We start from the raw sequence: 19,127 nt of genomic DNA on the forward strand, positions 1-19,127 counted from the left end.
ACGACGGCGGCGAGCGGAAGGCGGTCAGGTGAGGGCTAGACCACGTACCGGCGCCATAACCCGGGCCGTCAAGCGGGCGTGGATACCCCTGCTGCTGCTGGTCGTTCTGGCGGTCTCCACCTTGGTCGTCTCGCGGTTGCATAGGATCTTCGGCTCGCAGGACCTCAACGCGAACGCCGGCGCGGGGATCGAGATCGTCCAGTTCAACCCGAAGGTCGTCGTCTACGAGGTCTCCGGCCCACCCGGCACCACCGCGAACATCAATTACTGGGACGAGAACGCCAACACGCATCAGGTCAACGCGGCGCCGCTGCCGTGGTCGACCACGATCTCGACGACGCTGCCCGCGGTGAGCGCCAACATCATGGCGCAAGGTGACGGCAACCAAATCAGCTGCAAAATCACCGTGGACGGTGTGGTCCGCGAACAGCAAAACGCCGACGGCCACAATGCCCAGACCTTCTGCCTGGTGAAGTCCGCATGAGCGACCTGAACAGCAAGGGCGACTCCGACATTAAAGGCGCCGACGACTCCGAGGCCACGGGGCCGATCAAGGTCCAGAGTTCCGGGCGCCCCGAGCGCGGCCACTGGCCACTCATCCCGCACATGATCCGCTGGTTCGCGGTGCCGATCATCTTGGCCTGGGTGTTCATCACGGTCCTGGTGAACGTCATCGTTCCCCGATTGGAGGTCGTCAGCGAAGAGCACTCGGCGCCGATGACCCCCCTGGACGCGCCGTCCATGAAGGCGATGATGCTGCTGGGTCACAACTTCCACGAATTCGACTCCAACAGCACGGTCATGATCGTGCTGGAGGGTCAGCAACCCCTCGGCGACGACGCGCACCACTACTACGACAACCTGATTCGCCAACTGCGGCAGGATCCCAAGCACATCCAGCACATCCAGGACTTCTGGGGAGACCGGCTGACGGCCGCGGGAGCGCAGAGCGCCGACGGCAAGGGCGCCTACGTCATGCTGAACCTCGCCGGCAACCAGGGCACGACCCTGGCCAACGACTCCGTCGACGCCGTCCGCAAGGTGATCGAGCGAAACCAGGCACCACCCGGCGTGAAGGCCTACGTGACCGGGCCCGCGGCGCTGTCCGATGACATGCACATCATCGGTAACGCCAGCCTGGCCAAGATCACGCTGTTCACCCTGGGCGCCATCGCGATCATGTTGCTGCTGGTGTACCGCTCCATCGTCACCACACTGGTCCAGCTGTTCATGACCGGGATCGCGCTGGCATCGTCGCGCGGAGTCGTCGCGGTTCTCGGCTACCACAACGTCTTTGGGCTCACCACGTTCGCCGCCAACATCCTCACCATGCTGGCGATCGCGGCCGGAACCGACTACGGGATCTTCCTCATCGGCCGCTATCAAGAGGCGCTTCAAGCCGGCGAGGACCGAATAACCGCCTACTACACCACGTTTCGTGGGGTGGCTCCGGTCGTCTTGGGGTCGGGCCTGACCATCGCCGGGGCGACCTACTGCCTGAGCTTTGCGCGGCTGCCCTGGTTCAACACCATGGGCGCACCCGTGGCGATCGGCATGCTGGTCGTGGTGCTGGCCGGGCTCACGCTGGGTCCCGCGGTGGTCGTCGCGGGCAGCCGCTTCCATCTGTTCGAATCCAAACGGGCGGCGAAGAGGGGTCGGCTCTGGCGGCGGGTGGGCACCGCGGTAGTGCGTTGGCCCGCACCGATTCTGGCCGTCAGTGGCGCGATCGTCCTGGTCGGCATGGTCGCCCTGCCGGGCTTCAAGACGAGCTACAACGACCGCTACTACCTGCCGACCTCGGCCCCGTCCAACATCGGGCAAGCGGCCGCGGACCGGCACTTCTCTCAGGCCCGGATGAACCCCGACATGTTGATGGTCGAGGCCGACCACGACATGCGCAATACCGCCGACATGCTGGTGCTGGACAGGGTGGCCAAAAACGTCATGCGCACGGTCGGCATCGCCATGATCCAGGACATCACCAGGCCGCTGGGAATTCCGATCCAGCACAGCTCGATTCCGTTCCAGAACAGCATGCAAAGCCAAACGACCATGCAGAACATGGACTTTCTCAAGGAGCGCATGGCCGACATCCTCAGGATGGCCGACGAGCTGCAGGCCCAGATCGACTACACGGAACGCTTGTACGCAGTGACCAAAGATCTGTCCAGCGCCGCCGACGACAGCGCAAAGACCACCGCGGAAACCTCCGAGATCACCGACCAGTTGCGCAACCACATCGCGGATTTCGACGACTTCTGGCGGCCGATACGTAGTTACTTCTACTGGGAGAAGCACTGCTACGACATTCCCATCTGCTGGTCATTGCGGTCCCTGTTCGACTCGCTGGACGGATTCGACGAGCTCGCCCAGAAATTCCACGAGCTGACGGCCGACATCCAGCGCACCGCCGCGGCCACCCACGAGATGCTGGTGATCATCCCGACGATGATTCAGACGCTGAAGACCACAAAAGGGATCACGCTGACGCTGTACCAGACGTTCAGGGCGATGATCGACCAGATGGACGCCATGAGCAACACCGCGATCGTCATGGGGCAAAGCTTCGACACCTCCAAGAACGACGACTTCTTCTACCTGCCGCCGGAGGCCTTCGACAACCCGGACTTCCAGACGGGGCTTCGCATGTTCCTGTCGCCGGACGGCAAGTCGGCGCGCTTCTTCATCACCCACCAGGGCGATCCCATGACGCCGGAAGGGATCTCGCGTGTCGATTCGGAGCGCACCGCCGCGCAGGAGGGGCTGAAGCAATCCTCCCTCTCGGACGCCAAGGTGTATCTCGGCGGCACGGCCGCGACCTTCAAGGACATGGCCGACGGCGAAAAGTACGACCTCATGATCGCGGTGGTGTCGGCGCTCACGCTGATCTTCATGATCATGCTGTTGCTCACCCGGAGCGCGGTGGCCGCACTGGTCATCGTCGGCACCGCGGCCAGCTCGATCGCCGCGTCGTTCGGGCTGTCCGTGCTCATTTGGCAGGATCTGTTCGGCATCAAGATCCACTGGATCGTGGCGGCGCTGTCGGTGATCATCCTGCTGGCCGTCGGGTCCGACTACAACCTGCTGCTGGTCTCCCGGTTCAGGGAGGAGATCCATGGCGGGCTCAAGACGGGGATCATCCGCTCGATGGCGGGCACCGGCGGGGTGGTGACGGCGGCGGGTCTGGTGTTCGCCTTCACCATGGCGTCGATGCTGGGCAGCGATTTGCGCGTGCTCGGCCAGTTCGGGTCGACCGTGTGCATCGGTCTGCTGCTCGACACGCTGATCGTGCGCACGTTGCTGATGCCGTCGATCGCGACCCTGCTCGGACGCTGGTTCTGGTGGCCGCAGGTCGTGCATCCGCGCGGCGACAACGCCCGTCGGCCGGCTTCGCGGCCGTCAGCGTAACGCCACAGCGAAAGTCGGCGGCGGGATTCGCAGTGACGTTACGTGCGCGAGCGGGCGGCACCCCCGGCTCACGGGGCCTGCGCGCCTAGGTTTCTGGCAGTTCCAGGCAGACCGCGACCGCCCCGGCGCCGACATGCAGCGCGAGCACCGGGCCCAACGGGGTGACGATCGCCGGCTCGCACGCCGGTAGCCGCCGCGCCAGCGCGGCCGCCACCTCGTCGGCGCCGTCCGGGTTGGCGACGTGATGCACCGCCAGGGCGGCGGGGCCGGCGCCGACGACCCCGCAAACCCGGTCGATCATCGCCGCCGTGGCATTGCTGACGGTGCGGACCCGTTGGGCCAGAACGAGTTTGCCGTCGTCGATGCGCAGCAGCGGCTTGAGCGCCAGCGCGGTGCCCAGCCACGCCTTGGCCCCGCCGATCCGGCCGCTGCGGCGCAGGTTGTCCAGCCGATGCACCACCATGAACGCGTGGCTGCGCGGCACGGCCGCGGTCGCGGCGCCCGCGACGGCGTCCAGGTCGCCGCCCGCGGCCGCGGCCCGCGCGGCGGCCAGCGCGACGAATCCGGCGCCCATCGCGGCCGACCGCGAGTCGATCACCCGCACGTTCGGGTCCAGGTCGGCCGCGGTCCGCTCGGCGACGCCGTAGGTTCCCGACAGCGCCGACGAAATGTGCACTGCCACCACGCCGTCGCCGCCGCTGTCGGCCAGCGCCTGCTGGTAGGCGTCGGCCAGTTCGGCCGGGGTGGCCGCCGCGGTCGTGGCGTGCAGCCGGTAGATGTCGTCGGGGATGTCGTCCACGCCGTCGCGCAGGTCGCGGCCGTCGAGCAAGATGTGCAGCGGAACGACGCGTATCGCCCACTTTTCGAGCAGATCGGCCGGCAGGCGCGACGCCGCGTCGGTCACCACCACGACGGCCACGGTGCTACCCGCGTGGTTTCTCGGTTGGATTGCTCGGAACCCCGGCTTCGGCCAGGGCCTTGAGCATCAGCTCCGCGACCGCCTGGTGGGCTTCGAAATTCCAGTGAATGCCGTCGGGGTTGCCACGCCCGCTCGTGATGTGTTCGGCCACAGCGGCTTTGAGGTCCACCAGGGGAATGTCATGGTGCTGCGCCCATTCCATGATCGCCGCCGCGGTCCCCGGGCGGCCGTGGTGCGCCCGGCCGTATGTCTGGGCGATGTGCACCGACGGCAGCGACGCCACGATCGGGATGCCGGGGCGGTTGAAATCGATTGCGCCGCGGGTCTGTTCGAGGTATTCGGCGCTCAGGTGCGGCGGCAACGCGGACCTGGCCACCGGCGAGAGCCTGGGCTGCAACCAGGCGTAGCCGTCGCGCACCCAGCGCCGCAGCCACGGTGGCCGTGCATAGCGGATCAGCTCGCGCAACGCGGTCGGCAACACCGACGGCAGCGAATCCATCCCGCCGGTCGCAAAGATCACCGCACCCGCCCTGGGCAGCGCCGCCCAGGCCCGCGGGTCCTGGGTTGCCGCCCACCAGACGTCCCGGCAGGTCCAGCCGATGCGGCCGATCAGTTCCAGATCCCAATCTAGTTGTGAGGCAACAATGTTGGGCCAGATACGCGGATCGTCGGCGGGCAATCCGCCGGTGGGACCGTAATAGGCCAGCGAGTCGGCGAACACGAGCAGCGTGGGCCTGCTCCGCGGCTCAGAGGACATCGTTGGACACCTGCGCCGACGCGTTCCACACATCGAGACGCCAGCGGATGCCGGCCAGGCCCTCCCGGCCGGCGCCTCCATCGCCGGAATCGTCCGAGTGGCCGGAGAGCTGCACCCAACTGGCGTTGCCCATGCCGCCCAGGACCGGCCAGTTGGCGACCGGAAGCTTCAGCAGCGCGGCCGACAGCGCGGCGATCAGGCCGCCGTGGGCCACCAGCACCACCGGCCGGCCCGGTTCGCCGACGCCATCCCATTTCGAGCCCCATTCCGGCTCACCGGATATCAGTTCGGCGATCAACGGCAGGCTGCGGGCGGCCACGTCGACCCTGCTTTCCCCGCCGTGCGGCGCCCACGTCGCGTCTTCGCGCCACGCCAGCCGCGCGCCCGGCACCTCGGTGTCGATCTGGCCGTGCGTCAGGCCCTGCCAATCGCCGAGATGCGTCTCCCGCAACCGGTCGTCCAGCCGGACCTCGAGCCCGGTCCGCTCCCCCAGCTTGATCGCCGTGTCGTAGGCGCGCCGCAGGTCCGACGAAACGATCAACAGGGGCTGCATCTTGCCCAGCACCTCGGCGGCGGCGACCGCCTGCGCGCGGCCCAGTTCGCTGAGCTCGGTGTCCAGCTGCCCCTGCATCCGGCTGCCGAGGTTGAAATCGGTTTGCCCGTGCCGCAACATCACCAGCCGGCGGATTCTCATTGCGTGCCCGCCGGCTTTTCGGCCACGTCCACGGGCACCACCGGGCAGTCACCCCACAGCCGGTCCAGGGCGTAGAAGTTGCGCTCGTCCTGATGCTGGACGTGCACGACGATGTCGCGGTAGTCCAGCAGCGTCCACCGCCCTTCCCGGGCGCCCTCGCGGCGCGCCGGCCGGTAGCCCGCCTTGCGCATTTTCTCCTCGACCTCGTCGACGATGGCGTTGACCTGCCGCTCGTTGGACGCCGAAGCGATGACGAAGCAGTCGGTGATGACCAGCTGCCCGGAGACGTCGATGACGGTGACATCGTCGGCGAGCTTGGCGGCGGCCGCGCTGGCGGCCACGGTCGCCATGTCGATGGCTTCCTGGGTGGCGGTCATGTGTCCTTCCCCGCGGCCAGGCTCGGCCGGTTGGGGGCATCGGCCCCTTCGGCGGCGCGGTAGAGCCGGCGCTTGGAGACGTACTGCACGACGCCGTCGGGCATCAGGTACCACAGCGGCCGGCGCTGCTCGGCGCGTCGCCGGCAGTCGGTCGACGAGATCGCCAGCGCCGGGATCTCGACGAGGGTCAGTGCTTCCTCGGCCAGCTCACCCAGGGCGCCGGTGATGTGCTCGTGGTCCAGCTCGTAGCCGGGCCGGCTGACGCCGACGAAGCGAGCCAAGTCGAAAAGCTCTTCCCAGCCGTGCCACGACAGGATGGAAGCCAGCGCGTCGGCGCCGGTGATGAAGTACAGCTCGGAGTCGGGGTTGAGGGCGTGCAGGTCCCGCAGCGTGTCCCTGGTGTAGGTGGGGCCGGCGCGGTCGATGTCGACCCGGCTCACCGAGAAGCGCGGGTTGGACGCGGTGGCGATCACCGTCATCAGATACCGGTCCTCGGCGGCCGAGACGTGGCGGCTCTTTTGCCAGGGCTGGCCGCTGGGCACGAACACCACTTCGTCGAGGTCGAACAGGTCGGCGACCTCACTGGCGGCGACCAGGTGGCCGTAGTGGATGGGGTCGAATGTCCCACCCATCACGCCCAGCCTGCGAAGCTGCTTTTGCACGATGTGCCAGCTTACTTGAGCCTACGATCAGCGCCGGTTGCTCGGCCCGCGTCCGCGCGAGCGTGCCCCGCGCCGCCGCGAGCGTGCGCAGATGTACAGCCCACGCGGCGTGTCGCCGTACAAACACGCACGCTGGGCGGGCACTACACCGGCAGCAGCTGATCGATCACCGCGGCCAGCTGCTTGGCGGACCGGCATTCGTGCATGGTGATCACCTCTTGGTAGCGCGGCACCGCCGAATCGCCGCTGCCCCAAAGGTGTTTGGGCTCGGGGTTGAGCCAGTGCGCGTGCCGGCTGGCCGTCACCATGTGGGCCAGCAGCTCGGTCTGCGGGTTGCGGTAGTTGGTGCGCCCATCCCCGAGCACCAGCAGCGAGCTGCGCGGCGACAGCACATTGGGGAACGCCTGCGTGAACGAGGCAAACGCGTTGCCGTAGTCGGAATGGCCGTCGCGGCTGTAGACGCCGGCCTCCCGGGTAATCCGCTGGATCGCGACGGCCAGGTCGGCCTCGGGCCCGAACATGTGGGTCACCTCGTCGGTGGTGTCGATGAAGGCGAACACGCGGACGCGCGAAAACTGTTGACGCAGGGCGTGTACCAGCAGCAGCGTGAAGTGGCTGAACCCGGCGACCGAGCCCGACACGTCGCACAGCACCACCAATTCCGGCCGCGCCGGGCGGGGTTTGGCCAGCACCACGTCGATCGGCACCCCGCCGGTCGACATCGACTTGCGCAGCGTCTTGCGCAGATCGATCACGCCGGCGCGGGAGCGTCGCCGCCGGGCCGCCAGCCTGGTCGCCAGGGTGCGGGCCAGTGGCGCCACGACCCGTCGCATCTGGCGCAGCTGTTCACCGGAGGCCCGCAGGAACTCGACGTTCTCGGAAAGCTGTGGGATGCCGTACATCTGGACGTGATCGCGGCCGAGCTGCTCGGCGGTGCGCCGCTTGGTCTCGGCGTCAACCATCTTGCGTAACTGTGTGATCTTCTGCGCGGCAAGCGCTTTGGCGATCTGCTCCTGGGTGGGCGTGGGCTCGTCGCCATACGGGGCGAGCAGCCCCGCCAGCAGCTTGCCCTCCAGTTCGTCCAGGGCCATCGCCTTGAGCGCCTGATACGACGAGAACGACGGGCCGCGGCTGGAACTGTATTTGCCGTAGGCCTCCACGATCCGCGCGATCATCGCGACCAGCCGCTCGTCCATGTCGGCGAGGTCCGGGTTTTCGGTGAGCAGGTCCAGCAGCATCCGGCGCATCGCCTCGACGTCGTCGTCCGGCAAGGAGTCACCGGAGGCGGCCTCGTCATCCGAGACGACCGCCCGCGCGCCCAGCGCCGCCGGGAACCATAGGTCGAACATGGCGTCGTAGGTCTCGCGGTGATCGGGCCGGCGCAGCACGGCGCAGGCGATGCCCTCGCGCAGCACCTCACGATCGCCCAGGCCGAGGGTGGCCATCACCCGGCCGGCGTCCACCGTTTCCGACGGGCCCACCGAAATCCCTGCCCCGCGAAGGGCTTCCACGAACCCCACCAGGTGGCCGGGCAGCCCGTGCGGGGCCAGCGGGCGGGCGGGACGAATGCGGCGGGCGGCCATCAGGCGAGCCCCATCAGTTGAGCCTGAGTTCCCCGGCCGCGCGCTGCTGGTCGGATTGGTGCTTGAGGACCACGCCGAGCGTGGCCGCAACGACCGCGTCGTCGATGGTGTCCAAGCCCAGCGCGAGCAGCGTGCGGCCCCAGTCGATGGTCTCGGCGATGGACGGCGCCTTCTTGAGCTGCATCCCGCGCAGCACGCCGATGATGCGCACCAGCTCCTCGGCGAGGTGTGCGGGCAGCTCGGGGACCCGGGACAACAGGATGCGGCGTTCCAGGTCGGGGCTGGGAAAGTCGATGTGCAGGAACAGGCAGCGACGCTTGAGCGCCTCGGACAGCTCGCGGGTGGCGTTGGAGGTCAACAACACGAACGGCGCCCGTTCGGCGGTGAGCGTGCCGAGTTCGGGGACGGTCACCGCGAAGTCGGACAGCACCTCCAGCAGCAGGCCCTCGATTTCGATGTCGGCCTTGTCGGTCTCGTCGATCAGCAGCACCGTCGGCTCGGTGCGCCGGATGGCGGTCAGCAGCGGACGGGACAGCAGGAACTCCTCGCTGAACACATCGGTTTTGGTCGCTTCCCAGTCGCCGGAGCCGGCCTGGATGCGCAGGATCTGCTTGGCGTGGTTCCACTCGTACAGCGCGCGCGCCTCGTCGACCCCCTCGTAGCACTGCAGCCGGACCAGTCCGGATCCGGTGGCCTGGGCGACGGCGCGGGCCAGCTCGGTCTTGCCGACGCCGGCCGGGCCCTCCACCAGCAGCGGCTTGCCGAGCCGGTCGGCCAAAAACACCGCCGTCGCGGTGGCGGTGTCCGGCAGGTAACCCGTCTCGGCCAGCCGTCGGGAGACGTCGTCGATGTCGGCGAACAGCGGCATGGGCCGGGCGGGCACGCTCACAATCTCTCCTAAAGCATTTGGCCGGCGTGGTCAGGCCGGACGGATCTGCCCGTCTCCCCAGGCGATCCACTTGGTCGAGGTCAGTTCCGGCAGCCCCATCGGGCCGCGGGCATGCAGCTTCTGCGTCGAGATGCCGATCTCGGCACCGAAACCGAACTGCTCACCGTCGGTGAACGCCGTCGACGCGTTGACCATCACCGCCGCGGCGTCGACTCCGTCCGTAAATCGTTGTGCCGCAGCCATGTTCGTGGTGACGATGGCCTCGGTGTGCCCGGTGCCGTATTCGTTGATGTGGGCGATCGCGGCGTCGACGCCGTCGACGACCGCCACCGCGATGTCCAGCGACAGGTATTCGCGGCGCAGGTCGTCCTCGCCCGCGTCGAGATGCACGGTCACCCCGGCGTCTTGCAGGGCGGCCACCAGCCGGGGCATGGCCCGTTCGGCGATCGCCGCGTCGACCAGCAGCGTCTCGGCGGCGTTGCAGACGCTGGGCCGACGGGTCTTGGAGTTCAACAGGATCCGTTCGGCCACGTCCAGGTCGGCGCCTTCGTGCACGTAGACGTGGCAGTTGCCGACACCGGTCTCGATGGTGGGCACCTGCGCGTCGCGGACCACCGCGTCGATCAGGCTCGCTCCCCCGCGGGGGATCACCACGTCGACCAGGCCGCGGGCCTGGATCAGGTGGGTTACCGTGGACCGGTCGGCGGCCGACAGCAGCTGGACCGCGTCGGCCGGCAAGTCCTCGGCGACCAGCGAAGCGCGCAACACGTCGACGAGCGCCTGGTTGGACTTCGCCGCCGAAGAACTCCCCCGCAGCAGCACGGCGTTGCCGGACTTGAGCGCCAAACCGAAGGCGTCGACGGTGACGTTGGGCCGTCCCTCGTAGATCATTCCGATCACGCCGAACGGAACCCGCTGCTGGCGCAGATGCAGCCCATTGGGCAGGGTGTAGCCGCGCAGCACCTCCCCGACCGGGTCCGGCAGCCCGGCGACCTGCCGCAGACCGGCGGCGATTCCGTCGACGCGCTTGGGGTCCAACGCCAACCGGTCCAGCATCGCGGTCGGTGTGCCGGCGGCGCGGGCGGCCTCGAGGTCTTCGGCGTTGGCCGCCAGGATCCTCCCGGCGCCGGCGACTATCGCCTCCGCCGCGGACTGCAGCGCGGCGTCCTTGGCGACCGTCGGCAACAACGCCAGCGCGCGGGCGGCGACCCGGGACCGGCGTGCCGCATTGTGGACCTCACGGCGCGAGTCGGGACGCGATGGTGCTTGCAGACTCATTGAACCAGGGTATCCGCCTTTGGCCGGCCGAGTCAGGCTGCCCCATCGCGACGGCGCCTTAGCCCACCCGCTCGCCGCGCACGGCCAGCCGCACCTTGCTTTGCCGCTCTTCGAGGATGTGGCCAAAGTTCTGTAGCAGCAACGTTTCCCGCATCACGAGATGCTCGAGGTGTTCCCGATCGATCTCCAACGCGGTGACCTCCTCGAGCGCGTAGGCGCTCGCGAGGTTCGGTTGCCGAGTCAGCGCGGTGAGCCCCAGAAACGAGCCCTCGACCAGCGTGCTGATCGGCACGACCGATCCGTCCTCGGCCGACGCGGTCAGCTGCACACGCCCGGCTACCAGGAACGTCATCCCCGTCGGCACCTGCCCGGCGTATTCCACGATTTCGCCGGCCCCGTATCGGATGAGCCGCGCACACGAATGCAGCGACCGCTGTTCGTCGGCGCTCAGCCGCAATGCCGGCGCGACCACGGTGCGCAAGGCCTTCTCCACCCGCTCGGCGGTCGAGTAGTCGTCGTCGCTGCCGTCGAAGTGCAGCCCTTCCCGCCGTGCGGCGTACCAGATCCAGCGCAGAAACGTCGCCCGCGCGGCGCCGTCGTCGGCGGGTGAGCTCAGTCCGACGGTCGTGCGGTATTCGGCTCCGCCGGCGGGCACCGAGCGGGGCACGCTGTCGGCCTTGAGCTGCGGCAGCGCGCTGGCGACGCGCGTCAACACCGCGCACACTCGATCCGGTGGGTCGGCGGCCGAAAACGTCGTCGTCATGGCCAATTTGTGTGTGCCCGGCGGGCGACTGAGGTTGGTGAACGACGTCGTGGCGAGCATCGAGTTCGGGATGATCCGCATGCCGCTGCCGGTGTCGATGTGCACGGCCCGCCAGTTCACCTCGACCACGCGTCCGCGCGCTGTCCCCGTGTCCAGCCAGTCATCGATCCGGAAGGGCTGCTCGAACAGCATGAACAAGCCCGAGACGACCTGGCCGACGGAGTTCTGCAACATCAGGCCGATGACGACGGACGTAACGCCCAGCGCGGTGAACAAGCCGCCGACCCGGACGCCCCAGATATACGACAGGATCAGCACCAGGCCGACGCCGATCAGCGCGAAGCGGGCGACGTCCAGGAAGATGCCGGGGAGCCGTTTGCGCCAGCTCTCTTCGGGCGCGCCCTCGAACACCGTGGCGTTGAGCCCGGACAGCAACAGCACCAGCACCAGGAAGCCGAACACCGTGGTGAGGATGCGCACCGGGATGTCTCCGGCCGGGATCTGCGAGGCCTTGACGAGCAGCAGCAGGAGCGTGCCCAGCGGCAGCAGATAGTTGCGCAGCAGGCTTACCTGCCTGGCCAGCCGGCTATTCCTGCGCGCGAGCGTGTGCTGCAGCTCGGTGAGAACGATTACGCCGACCGGAAATCCGACCGCGATGCCAACAGCCCAGTAGAACCAGGATGCGTGCCACGCGTTCATGATCGCTCCGAGAGCCGGTAGATCGCCTGGTCGGTTCCGCCTACCGAAATCGTGCCGGCCGGCGTGAACTGCCACACGTCCCGCATCGCGTCGTATACCTGCGAGCTGACGTAGATGCCCGGCTGCGCTGCGCCGCTGTGCATTTGGAAGGCCAGGCTTACCGCGGCACCCCACATGTCATAGACGAGGCTCGAGCGGCCCACCAGCCCGCTGATGACGGTGCCGGTGTTGATGCCGACCCGAAGGCCCAGCTCGTGACCGGTCTGGCTGTTGAACCGATCGATGATGCGGCGCATTTCGATGGCGAACTCGACGCTTCGGTGAATGCTGTCCAGTCGCGGAGTGATGACCCCGCAACTGGCGAGGTATCCGTTGTGGAAGGTGCGAATCCGTTCGACGCCAAGGGTTTCGGCCGCCGAGTCGAACTGCCGGAACAGTTCGTCGACGATCCCCACCAATTCGTCGCCCGGCAGATCGTTGGAAATCTCGTCGAGCCCGACGATGTCGGCAAAGATTATCGCGACGTCCTGGTGCTTCTGCGCGATGGTCGCCTCACCCTCGCGATAGCGTTGAACAATCGACTCGGGCATGAGCGCCAGCAGGAGGCGATTGTTCTCGTTGCGCTGTTCGTTGAGCAGTTCTTCCTTGATCGCGAGATTCCGGCTCATCTCGTTGAAAGCCGCGGTGAGATCGCCGATTTCGTCGCGTGTCCTTACCGGGATGTTGATGTCGTAGTCGCCGGAGCTGATCTTGCGGGTGCCGGTCTCGAGGCGGCGGATCGGCCGCATCGCCGCCTGGGCGATGAGCATCGAGGCCAGGCAGATGACGAAAATCATCGCCGTGACCGCGATGACGAGCGTTTTGCTGAACTGGCCCAGCCGCGCAAAGGCGTCGGAGTCGTCGCGCGTCGCAAGGACAGACCAGTGCAGATCGGAGTTAGCGATGGTCAACGGCGCGTAGGCTTCCAGTTCTTTATGGCCGGTGTAATCGGTGGCGCTGACGGTTCCGGTCTCCCCACGTTGGGCGGCGCGAAGACCCGCGCTGGGAACCGACTGCACCAGTGTCGTGCCACCCAACCGGATCGCTCGGCCCGCGACGTCGGGCGGAGTGCCGGCGTTGATCACCTCGCGCCGGTATTCCTGGGGGTCTTCCAGGAAAAGCCTTGAGTCGGAACGCATCAGATCGTCGGGGCCCGCCAGATACGTCTCGGTCGCGGCGCCCATACCGGCGGCTTGCCAGTGTTTGTCGGCGGTCATGATCTTGTTGATCTTCGAGATCGGCACCGGCAGGGCCATTACGCCGTCGAATTTGCCGTTCATGCCGACCGGCGATACCACCCACGCCGTGGGGGCGTCGAGTTGCGGCTGATACGGCTGGAAGTCGGTGATCCAGACAAAGTCCAGGTCGTTGGAGCGCAGGGCTTTTTGGTATGCATCCCGCAGATTTGATTCGCGATACGGGCCGGTGAGGATGTTGGTTCCGAGGTCGGGCCCTTTCATGACGGTGTAGACGATGTTGCCCTGCATGTCCAGCAGCAGCGCGTCTCGATATTCGAAGCGGGTGACGATGCCGCGCATGTAAAAGTCGAAGCGGGCGTTGCCCGCCGACCATGCGCTGCCGTCGCCGGCGTCTTCGACAGGCATGGAGTCGGTGGCCGACCTCTGCGGCGCGGTGTAGTACGCCTGAAGGTATTTCTGGGCGTTGGAACTCGGCAAAACCGCGTTGAGATCTATTGCGTCACCGGTCTTTTGTTTGATCGGTTTGATCATCTCGTTGTCGTAGTAGTTGACGAGCGCCTGCTGCTGGGCGGGGGTGATCGTTGCGTTGGCCAATTGGTTAAAGCCGTTGGTGAACGCCGCCGTGGCCTCCACGACGCTGAATCCGCCGCTGTAGACGTCCAGCGAGTTCGTCACCTCCCTGAACAGGGCCTGGACCTGCCGCTTCTGCGACTCACGCAACTCGATCAACCGCTCGGACTCGACTTGCCGCAACGCGCTGCGGCCGGATAACGCCCCAATGAGGCCGATCACCGCGACGCCCACGATGCTCGAAAGCAGCATCGCCACCAGGATCTTGGACTGGATGCCGAACCGGAAACGGCGCCGCGGCAGAGGCCGGCGCGTGCTTTTGCGGGTCGTTTGAGCCGGGCCGGTTTCAGGTGCCGGCTCGGCGTCTTTCAGCTCGCTCGATGTCAATCGCCTTGCCCCTCCTTTGTGACGGGATGCAGCACGGATCACGCAGCAGACTAACGCGCGGATCTCAGGATATTGGCGATTGCCGCAAATGCGATGAGCGGCAAAAGGCTGGGGCACGGGTCTTTGCGCACCGGGAAATCCGGCGCGACTAACGTCGGCCTCATGGCGCGGGTCTGTGTGGTGGGCAGCGTGAACATGGATCTGACGTTCGCGGTCGACGCCCTTCCGCGTGCGGGCGAGACGGTGCTGGCCTCGTCGTTGAGCTGCACACCTGGCGGTAAGGGCGGCAATCAGGCGGTGGCGGCGGCGCGCGCGGGTGCGCGGGTGCAGTTCGTCGGCGCGGTCGGCGACGACGCGGCCGCCGAACGGTTGCGGAGCCACCTCCTGACCAACGGCGTTGGGCTGGACGGAACGGTCGCCATGCCCGGGCCCAGCGGAACGGCGATCATCGTGGTCGATGCCAACGCCGAGAACACCGTCGTGGTGGCGCCGGGCGCCAACGGGCGGCTGACGTTGGCCGCCGAGGGCGTGCGCGCGGTCGTCGCCGGCTGCGACGTGTTGCTGACGCAGTTGGAGATTCCGGTGCCGACGGCGGTGGCCGCGGCGCACGAGGCCCGGTCGGCCGGGGCGGTCGTCATCGTCAACGCCTCCCCGGCCGGCCGGGACCAAAGCGCCGTGGCGGAACTGGCGGCGGTCGCGGACGTGGTGATCGCGAACGAGGTCGAAGCCAGCGAATGGCCCTGGCGGCCAGCCCACTTGATCGTCACCCTCGGCGCGCGCGGCGCCCGCTACGTCGGTGCCGACGGCGAATTCACGGTGCCCGCGCCGACGGTCGCAGCGGTGGACACCACGGGCGCCGGCGACGTGTTCGCCGGGGTGCTCGCCGCGAACTGGCCACGCGACCCGGGCGCCAATCCCGCTTTGCGGGCCGAGCGGCTGCGCGCGTTGCGGCGTGGCTGCGCCGCGGGCGCGCTGGCAACGCTGGTGACCGGCGCCGGCGACTGCGCACCGGACGCCGACGCGATCGACGCGGCGCTGCGCGACGACCTTTTCTGACCATGGCTGTTGCGGTACTGTCGCTGACGATGACCGCGGTCATAGGAGCTTACTGATGCCAGCGACAGCCGCCGCCGACATTGCCCTGGTGCTCTTCGCGATATTCGGAGCGCTCGGATTCGGTTGGCGCAGTTGGCTACAGTACCGGCGCACCGGATCTACCGGCTTTCGCGCCATCGGCGCCGGCGGTCCGACGGAGCGCCTCGCCGGGGCCGGTCTTGTCGTCACGCTGATCGTGGCGGTAAGCGGCCCAATCCTTCAGCTGGCCAACGTCGTTCGACCCGTTGGCGGCCTCGCCGCGGTCTGGATCCAGGTGGTGGGCGTCGTGGTCGCGACGGCCGGCATCGCGGCCACGGTATATGCGCAACTGGAGATGGGCGATTCCTGGCGGATCGGAGTCGACGAGAAGGAGACCACCACGCTGGTGCGCACCGGCGTGTTCGGCCGGATACGCAATCCCATCTACACGGCCATGTTCACGTTTGGCCTCGGGATCGTGCTGGTGACGCCGAATCTCGTTGCGGGAGCTGGTTTTCTCCTGCTCGTCGCCACGATCGAACTGCAGGTCCGTCGTGTCGAGGAGCCGTACCTCCTGCGGACACACGGCGACGCCTATCGGGCCTACGTCGCCGGCGTGGGTCGGTTCATCCCCGGCGTGGGACTGATTCTCGGCGAAACTCGCGGCGCGCGTCGTGCATGATCGCTAGGCCGTCGCCGGTCTCGAGCTCGGCCGCCGACCGGTTCGTCACCACGCGACTGCGGCTCGGCGATAACGGGGCAGACCGGTGCGCAGGCGTTCGTCGAGATGCCCCGCACGTAGGCATCGTTTTCCTCGACCCGCCCGTCGGCCATTACGAACCGGCTCGAAACGGGACGGACAGCGGTCGCCGCACAAGGCTACCGCCGGCCCAGACGATGGCCGACTCGTCGATCTCGAAATCTGGGCAGCGGGACAGCAATTCGGCGAATGCGACCCGCGACTGCATCCTGACTGCCGACACGCCCAGACAACGGTGTCCGCCGTGGCCGAAAGTCAGGATGTTGCGAGGCTGGCGCAGCACGTTCAACTCGCCCGCGTCTGGACCGTATTGGCGCTCGTCGCGGTTGGCCGAGCCATAGAGGAAGAGGACTCTGCAACCTTCCGGGACGGTGACGTCCCCGATGGTCACGTCGCGGGTGACGGTGCGACCCTTCCCCTGGACCGGTGACGTGAGCCGCAGAAACTCGTCGAGGGAAGCCGGGATGTGTTCGGGGTTTTCGACCAACAGCCTTCGTTGGTCGGGTCGCTGATGCAGCAGTTGCATCGAACCGCCGAGCATGCCTGTGGTGGTGTCGATGCCGCTGGCGATCGTCGTGAACACGAAAGCGAGCACCGACAGCATGCCCACGATGTCGCCGTCGACGCCGACCCCCGCCGCGACGAGCTCCGAGATGGCGTCCTGCCCAGGTACCCGGCGGCGCAGCTTAATCAGTTCGATGAAGTACACCATCATCGTCGTAAACGCCGCGACCGCGGGCTTGACGCCGTTGGCGAAATCGGCGTCCGCGAGGTTGGCGGCGACGATCGCTCGCGTCCAGCCGTCGAACAGGCCGCGATCGGCTTCTGGAACGCCCAGGTAATCCGCGACGACCATCGCAGGTAGCGGTTCGAACAGCTCGGCGACGATATCGCCGCCGCCGTTGGCGCGCAGCCGCTCGATGCGTTCCACGACAAAGCCGCGCACCTTGAGTTCCACCTGCCGGGTCGCGAAACCACGCGAGACCAGTTTCCGGAATTCGCTGTGATACGTCCGCGGATCGTGCCTCCACGTCGGTGAATTGTCTTGCAAACCCAGCGATTTCAGCTCGTCGTGGTTTATGTCCCGGGCCGGGTCCGGGTTCGGCGCGAACGTCTCGTCGTCGCAGGCGGCCGACCAGATGTCGGCATGCCGGGACAGGACATAGTAGTCCGCCGATGAATTCCCGTCGGGCACGACATGGTGGACCGGGTCGTGGTCGCGCAACGCGCGGTACATGGGCCACGGGTCGGCCCACGTTTCGGCCGTGGGCGGCCGGAATTGCGCGTTCGCCACGGCTACTCGTCCCCGTCCAGGTCGCGACCCCACGTGTTCGGTATCAGCGGCATCGTCGGGCCGGCGCCGAACGAGTCGCCGGCCAGCGTGGTCAGCCCGGCCGCCTCGCCGACGGCCTGTTCGCGTGCCGTCCCGGCGAAACCCAGGATTCCCGCGCTCCGATCCGAGGCCAGCGGTGACGCGACGCGCGGCCGCCCCGGTAACGCGCCGGAGCCGTGGCCCGCATCCCCCTCCAAATCCATGTACTCATAGCCGCGACCGAGCTGTGTCAGCTTCGCTCGCCGGCGCCGCCGCGCCGGCGACGCGTCCCCGGCCGACGTCACGGCCGCGGCCGCCGGGGCGACCGCAGCGCTACGCGGGGCCGGCGCCCGAGTTTCGGCTTGAACACTCATCCCCGAACCCGCGGTGGGCCCACCCACCAGATAGGGAAAAGGCCACGAGCCTGGCGGTGGTGTGACGCCGGCCGCCGGAGCCGCGGCGGGCGCTGCAGGCAAGGGCGAAGCCGGGGCCGGGGCTGAGACGGGGGCTGGAGCCGGAGCCGGGGCGGGGGCCAACGCGTGGGCGATCGCGACGGGCGGCGCGGCGAGCGCCGGGGCGGGCGGCGGGACCGGAGGAGCCAGGCCGGCCAGGCCCGCCAGCCCGGCCAGGCCGGGGAAGCCGCCCACCGCGGTCAGGCTCACGGGGGCGGCCAACAGGGGAACCACAACAGCCTGAAACGTGGGGATCGTGGCCAGGAAGTGAACATATTGGAGAACCTTGACGACCGTGCAAAAGGTGGTCTCATATACCAGCAGCAGAAAAATGAAGGTGACCAATTGGGGGTTATTTCCGAGCGACTCGAGCGTCTGCGGTAAAAACACCGTCCACGCGTGGCTGATCTTAGTCAAGTCCAGGGCCAACAGGGAAGATGGGGTCGACCCAACGGGAACGGTGTTTATGTAATTGAGAAATTGACTTAGCTCCGCCGGGCTCTGGAATTCCAAGAGCGGGTCCCCAATCAACAGGTTGAGCGGGGAGGGCACCATGTTGAATATTTGATTGTCTATATCGGTGGCGATATTGTATATGTTTAAGAAATTAAATACCGACTCCAGATTGAGGTTTGCCAGCGGATCGGACGAGGCAGTTGCCGGGTCGGCGGTCGCGTTGGATTTCACGATCCGTGGCGCCGGTGCGGCGGTCGGCGTGGTGGCGAGCGCCGCACTCGAGGCCGCCTGATACGTGGTCATCACGGTGGCGGCCTGAATCCACATCCGCGCATAGTCGGCTTCGTTGAGCGCGATCGGGATCGCGTTGATGCCGAAGAAATTCGTCGCGAGCAAGACCGCGTGGATGGCGTGGTTGGCCGCCAACTCGGCCAGTGTCGGCATGGCGGCCAGCGCGGTCGAATACGCGCTGGCCACGGTCTCGTGCTCGCCCGCCGTCGTGGCGCTGTCGGCGCTGGCCCGCATCAGCCACGCCAAATAGGGCGCACATGCGGCGACGTACGCCTCGGCGGCCGGGCCGTCCCACGTCCCGGCCCGCACCGCCGCCAACATCGCCATCAGCTCGTCGGCCACCCCGGCGTATTCGGCGCTCAGCCAAGCCCACGCCGCGGCCGACGTCAGCAACGGGGCGGGTCCGGGACCGCTGCTCAGCAGCGCCGAGTGCACTTCTGGGGGTGCGGCTATCCAAATCGGCGCGGTCATCGCGAGCCGGTCGCGATCTCATGCGAGGACGCGGCTAGCTTTTCCAAAACACCTTGCAGAGACACAGATACCCCCGGGAATCGCGCG

General features: G+C 67.5%; 16 protein-coding genes. 4 read left to right on the plus strand and 12 right to left on the minus strand.

Going from position 1 to position 19,127, the window contains the following annotated elements:
- Window positions 1-55: 55 nt before the first annotated feature.
- Together K3U93_RS16030 and K3U93_RS16035 are read left to right on the plus strand one after the other, a co-directional pair.
- Window positions 56-484 carry an MmpS family transport accessory protein gene (locus tag K3U93_RS16030; protein WP_083012823.1) on the plus strand — a complete coding sequence of 143 codons (429 nt, stop codon included), beginning with the start codon at window positions 56-58 and terminating at the stop codon, window positions 482-484.
- The gene (locus K3U93_RS16035; protein ID WP_083012816.1) at window positions 481-3,408 is read left to right on the plus strand and encodes an MMPL/RND family transporter; all 2,928 of its coding nucleotides are present in this window, start codon (window positions 481-483) and stop codon (window positions 3,406-3,408) included. Before K3U93_RS16030 ends, K3U93_RS16035 begins: the two co-directional genes overlap by 4 nt.
- Window positions 3,409-3,493: 85 nt before the next feature.
- On the opposite strand, the gene K3U93_RS16040 is transcribed toward K3U93_RS16035, so the two are convergent.
- The 10 genes from K3U93_RS16040 to K3U93_RS16085 all read right to left on the minus strand — a co-directional run bounded on the left by K3U93_RS16040 (window position 3,494) and on the right by K3U93_RS16085 (window position 14,224).
- Window positions 3,494-4,327: a DegV family protein gene (locus K3U93_RS16040; protein WP_083012814.1), complete on the minus strand. Its 834-nt coding sequence runs from the start codon at window positions 4,325-4,327 to the stop codon at window positions 3,494-3,496.
- Window positions 4,328-4,331: 4 nt separating this feature from the next.
- Window positions 4,332-5,084 carry a diglucosylglycerate octanoyltransferase gene (gene octT / locus K3U93_RS16045; RefSeq protein ID WP_083012811.1) on the minus strand — a complete coding sequence of 251 codons (753 nt, stop codon included), beginning with the start codon at window positions 5,082-5,084 and terminating at the stop codon, window positions 4,332-4,334.
- Complete coding sequence (gene gpgP / locus K3U93_RS16050; RefSeq protein ID WP_083012809.1) at window positions 5,074-5,778, minus strand: glucosyl-3-phosphoglycerate phosphatase; 705 nt, start codon at window positions 5,776-5,778, stop codon at window positions 5,074-5,076. Before gpgP ends, octT begins: the two co-directional genes overlap by 11 nt.
- Window positions 5,775-6,155 carry a ribosome silencing factor gene (gene rsfS / locus K3U93_RS16055; RefSeq protein ID WP_071509327.1) on the minus strand — a complete coding sequence of 127 codons (381 nt, stop codon included), beginning with the start codon at window positions 6,153-6,155 and terminating at the stop codon, window positions 5,775-5,777. Before rsfS ends, gpgP begins: the two co-directional genes overlap by 4 nt.
- A complete protein-coding gene (nadD, locus tag K3U93_RS16060; protein ID WP_083012806.1) occupies window positions 6,152-6,817 on the minus strand; it encodes a nicotinate-nucleotide adenylyltransferase in 666 nt (221 codons plus the stop codon). Before nadD ends, rsfS begins: the two co-directional genes overlap by 4 nt.
- A 143-nt stretch (window positions 6,818-6,960) precedes the next feature.
- Entirely contained in the window at window positions 6,961-8,400 is a 1,440-nt protein-coding gene (locus tag K3U93_RS16065; protein WP_083012804.1) for a vWA domain-containing protein, read from the minus strand.
- A 13-nt stretch (window positions 8,401-8,413) separates the two neighbouring features.
- Window positions 8,414-9,289, minus strand: coding sequence for an AAA family ATPase (locus K3U93_RS16070; protein WP_083012801.1), 876 nt, complete (start codon window positions 9,287-9,289; stop codon window positions 8,414-8,416).
- 30 nt (window positions 9,290-9,319) lie between these two features.
- Complete coding sequence (locus K3U93_RS16075) at window positions 9,320-10,567, minus strand: glutamate-5-semialdehyde dehydrogenase (protein WP_071510396.1); 1,248 nt, start codon at window positions 10,565-10,567, stop codon at window positions 9,320-9,322.
- A gap of 58 nt (window positions 10,568-10,625) precedes the next feature.
- Window positions 10,626-12,029: a mechanosensitive ion channel domain-containing protein gene (locus K3U93_RS16080; protein WP_083012799.1), complete on the minus strand. Its 1,404-nt coding sequence runs from the start codon at window positions 12,027-12,029 to the stop codon at window positions 10,626-10,628.
- A complete protein-coding gene (locus K3U93_RS16085; RefSeq protein WP_083012796.1) occupies window positions 12,026-14,224 on the minus strand; it encodes an adenylate/guanylate cyclase domain-containing protein in 2,199 nt (732 codons plus the stop codon). Before K3U93_RS16085 ends, K3U93_RS16080 begins: the two co-directional genes overlap by 4 nt.
- Window positions 14,225-14,317: 93 nt before the next feature.
- Between K3U93_RS16085 and K3U93_RS16090 the strand changes: the two genes are divergently transcribed.
- Together K3U93_RS16090 and K3U93_RS16095 are read left to right on the plus strand one after the other, a co-directional pair.
- Entirely contained in the window at window positions 14,318-15,280 is a 963-nt protein-coding gene (locus K3U93_RS16090; RefSeq protein WP_230981328.1) for a ribokinase, read from the plus strand.
- Between the two features lie 55 nt (window positions 15,281-15,335).
- Window positions 15,336-15,980, plus strand: coding sequence for a methyltransferase family protein (locus K3U93_RS16095; RefSeq protein ID WP_083012794.1), 645 nt, complete (start codon window positions 15,336-15,338; stop codon window positions 15,978-15,980).
- A gap of 151 nt (window positions 15,981-16,131) precedes the next feature.
- Here the strand turns inward: K3U93_RS16095 and K3U93_RS16100 are convergent, their stop codons facing one another.
- Both K3U93_RS16100 and K3U93_RS16105 read right to left on the minus strand, forming a co-directional pair.
- The gene (locus K3U93_RS16100; protein ID WP_083012819.1) at window positions 16,132-17,295 is read right to left on the minus strand and encodes a cytochrome P450; all 1,164 of its coding nucleotides are present in this window, start codon (window positions 17,293-17,295) and stop codon (window positions 16,132-16,134) included.
- Between the two features lie 59 nt (window positions 17,296-17,354).
- The gene (locus K3U93_RS16105) at window positions 17,355-19,040 is read right to left on the minus strand and encodes a PPE family protein (protein ID WP_220688546.1); all 1,686 of its coding nucleotides are present in this window, start codon (window positions 19,038-19,040) and stop codon (window positions 17,355-17,357) included.
- Between the last annotated feature and the right edge of the window lie 87 nt (window positions 19,041-19,127).

Origin of the sequence: Mycobacterium malmoense (genome assembly GCF_019645855.1) — a bacterium.
In the GTDB taxonomy this organism is placed as follows: Bacteria; Actinomycetota; Actinomycetes; order Mycobacteriales; family Mycobacteriaceae; genus Mycobacterium; species Mycobacterium malmoense.

Excerpts from the sequence above, each read along its gene's own strand:
- K3U93_RS16035 (WP_083012816.1), top strand. The coding sequence starts at position 481 with ATGAGCGACCTGAACAGCAAGGGCGACTCCGACATTAAAGGCGCCGAC.
- octT (WP_083012811.1), bottom strand. The coding sequence starts at position 5,084 with ATGTCCTCTGAGCCGCGGAGCAGGCCCACGCTGCTCGTGTTCGCCGAC.
- gpgP (WP_083012809.1), bottom strand. The coding sequence starts at position 5,778 with ATGAGAATCCGCCGGCTGGTGATGTTGCGGCACGGGCAAACCGATTTC.
- rsfS (WP_071509327.1), bottom strand. The coding sequence starts at position 6,155 with ATGACCGCCACCCAGGAAGCCATCGACATGGCGACCGTGGCCGCCAGC.
- K3U93_RS16065 (WP_083012804.1), bottom strand. The coding sequence starts at position 8,400 with ATGGCCGCCCGCCGCATTCGTCCCGCCCGCCCGCTGGCCCCGCACGGG.
- K3U93_RS16075 (WP_071510396.1), bottom strand. The coding sequence starts at position 10,567 with ATGAGTCTGCAAGCACCATCGCGTCCCGACTCGCGCCGTGAGGTCCAC.
- K3U93_RS16080 (WP_083012799.1), bottom strand. The coding sequence starts at position 12,029 with ATGAACGCGTGGCACGCATCCTGGTTCTACTGGGCTGTTGGCATCGCG.
- K3U93_RS16090 (WP_230981328.1), top strand. The coding sequence starts at position 14,318 with ATGAGCGGCAAAAGGCTGGGGCACGGGTCTTTGCGCACCGGGAAATCC.
- K3U93_RS16095 (WP_083012794.1), top strand. The coding sequence starts at position 15,336 with ATGCCAGCGACAGCCGCCGCCGACATTGCCCTGGTGCTCTTCGCGATA.
- K3U93_RS16100 (WP_083012819.1), bottom strand. The coding sequence starts at position 17,295 with ATGTACCGCGCGTTGCGCGACCACGACCCGGTCCACCATGTCGTGCCC.
- K3U93_RS16105 (WP_220688546.1), bottom strand. The coding sequence starts at position 19,040 with ATGACCGCGCCGATTTGGATAGCCGCACCCCCAGAAGTGCACTCGGCG.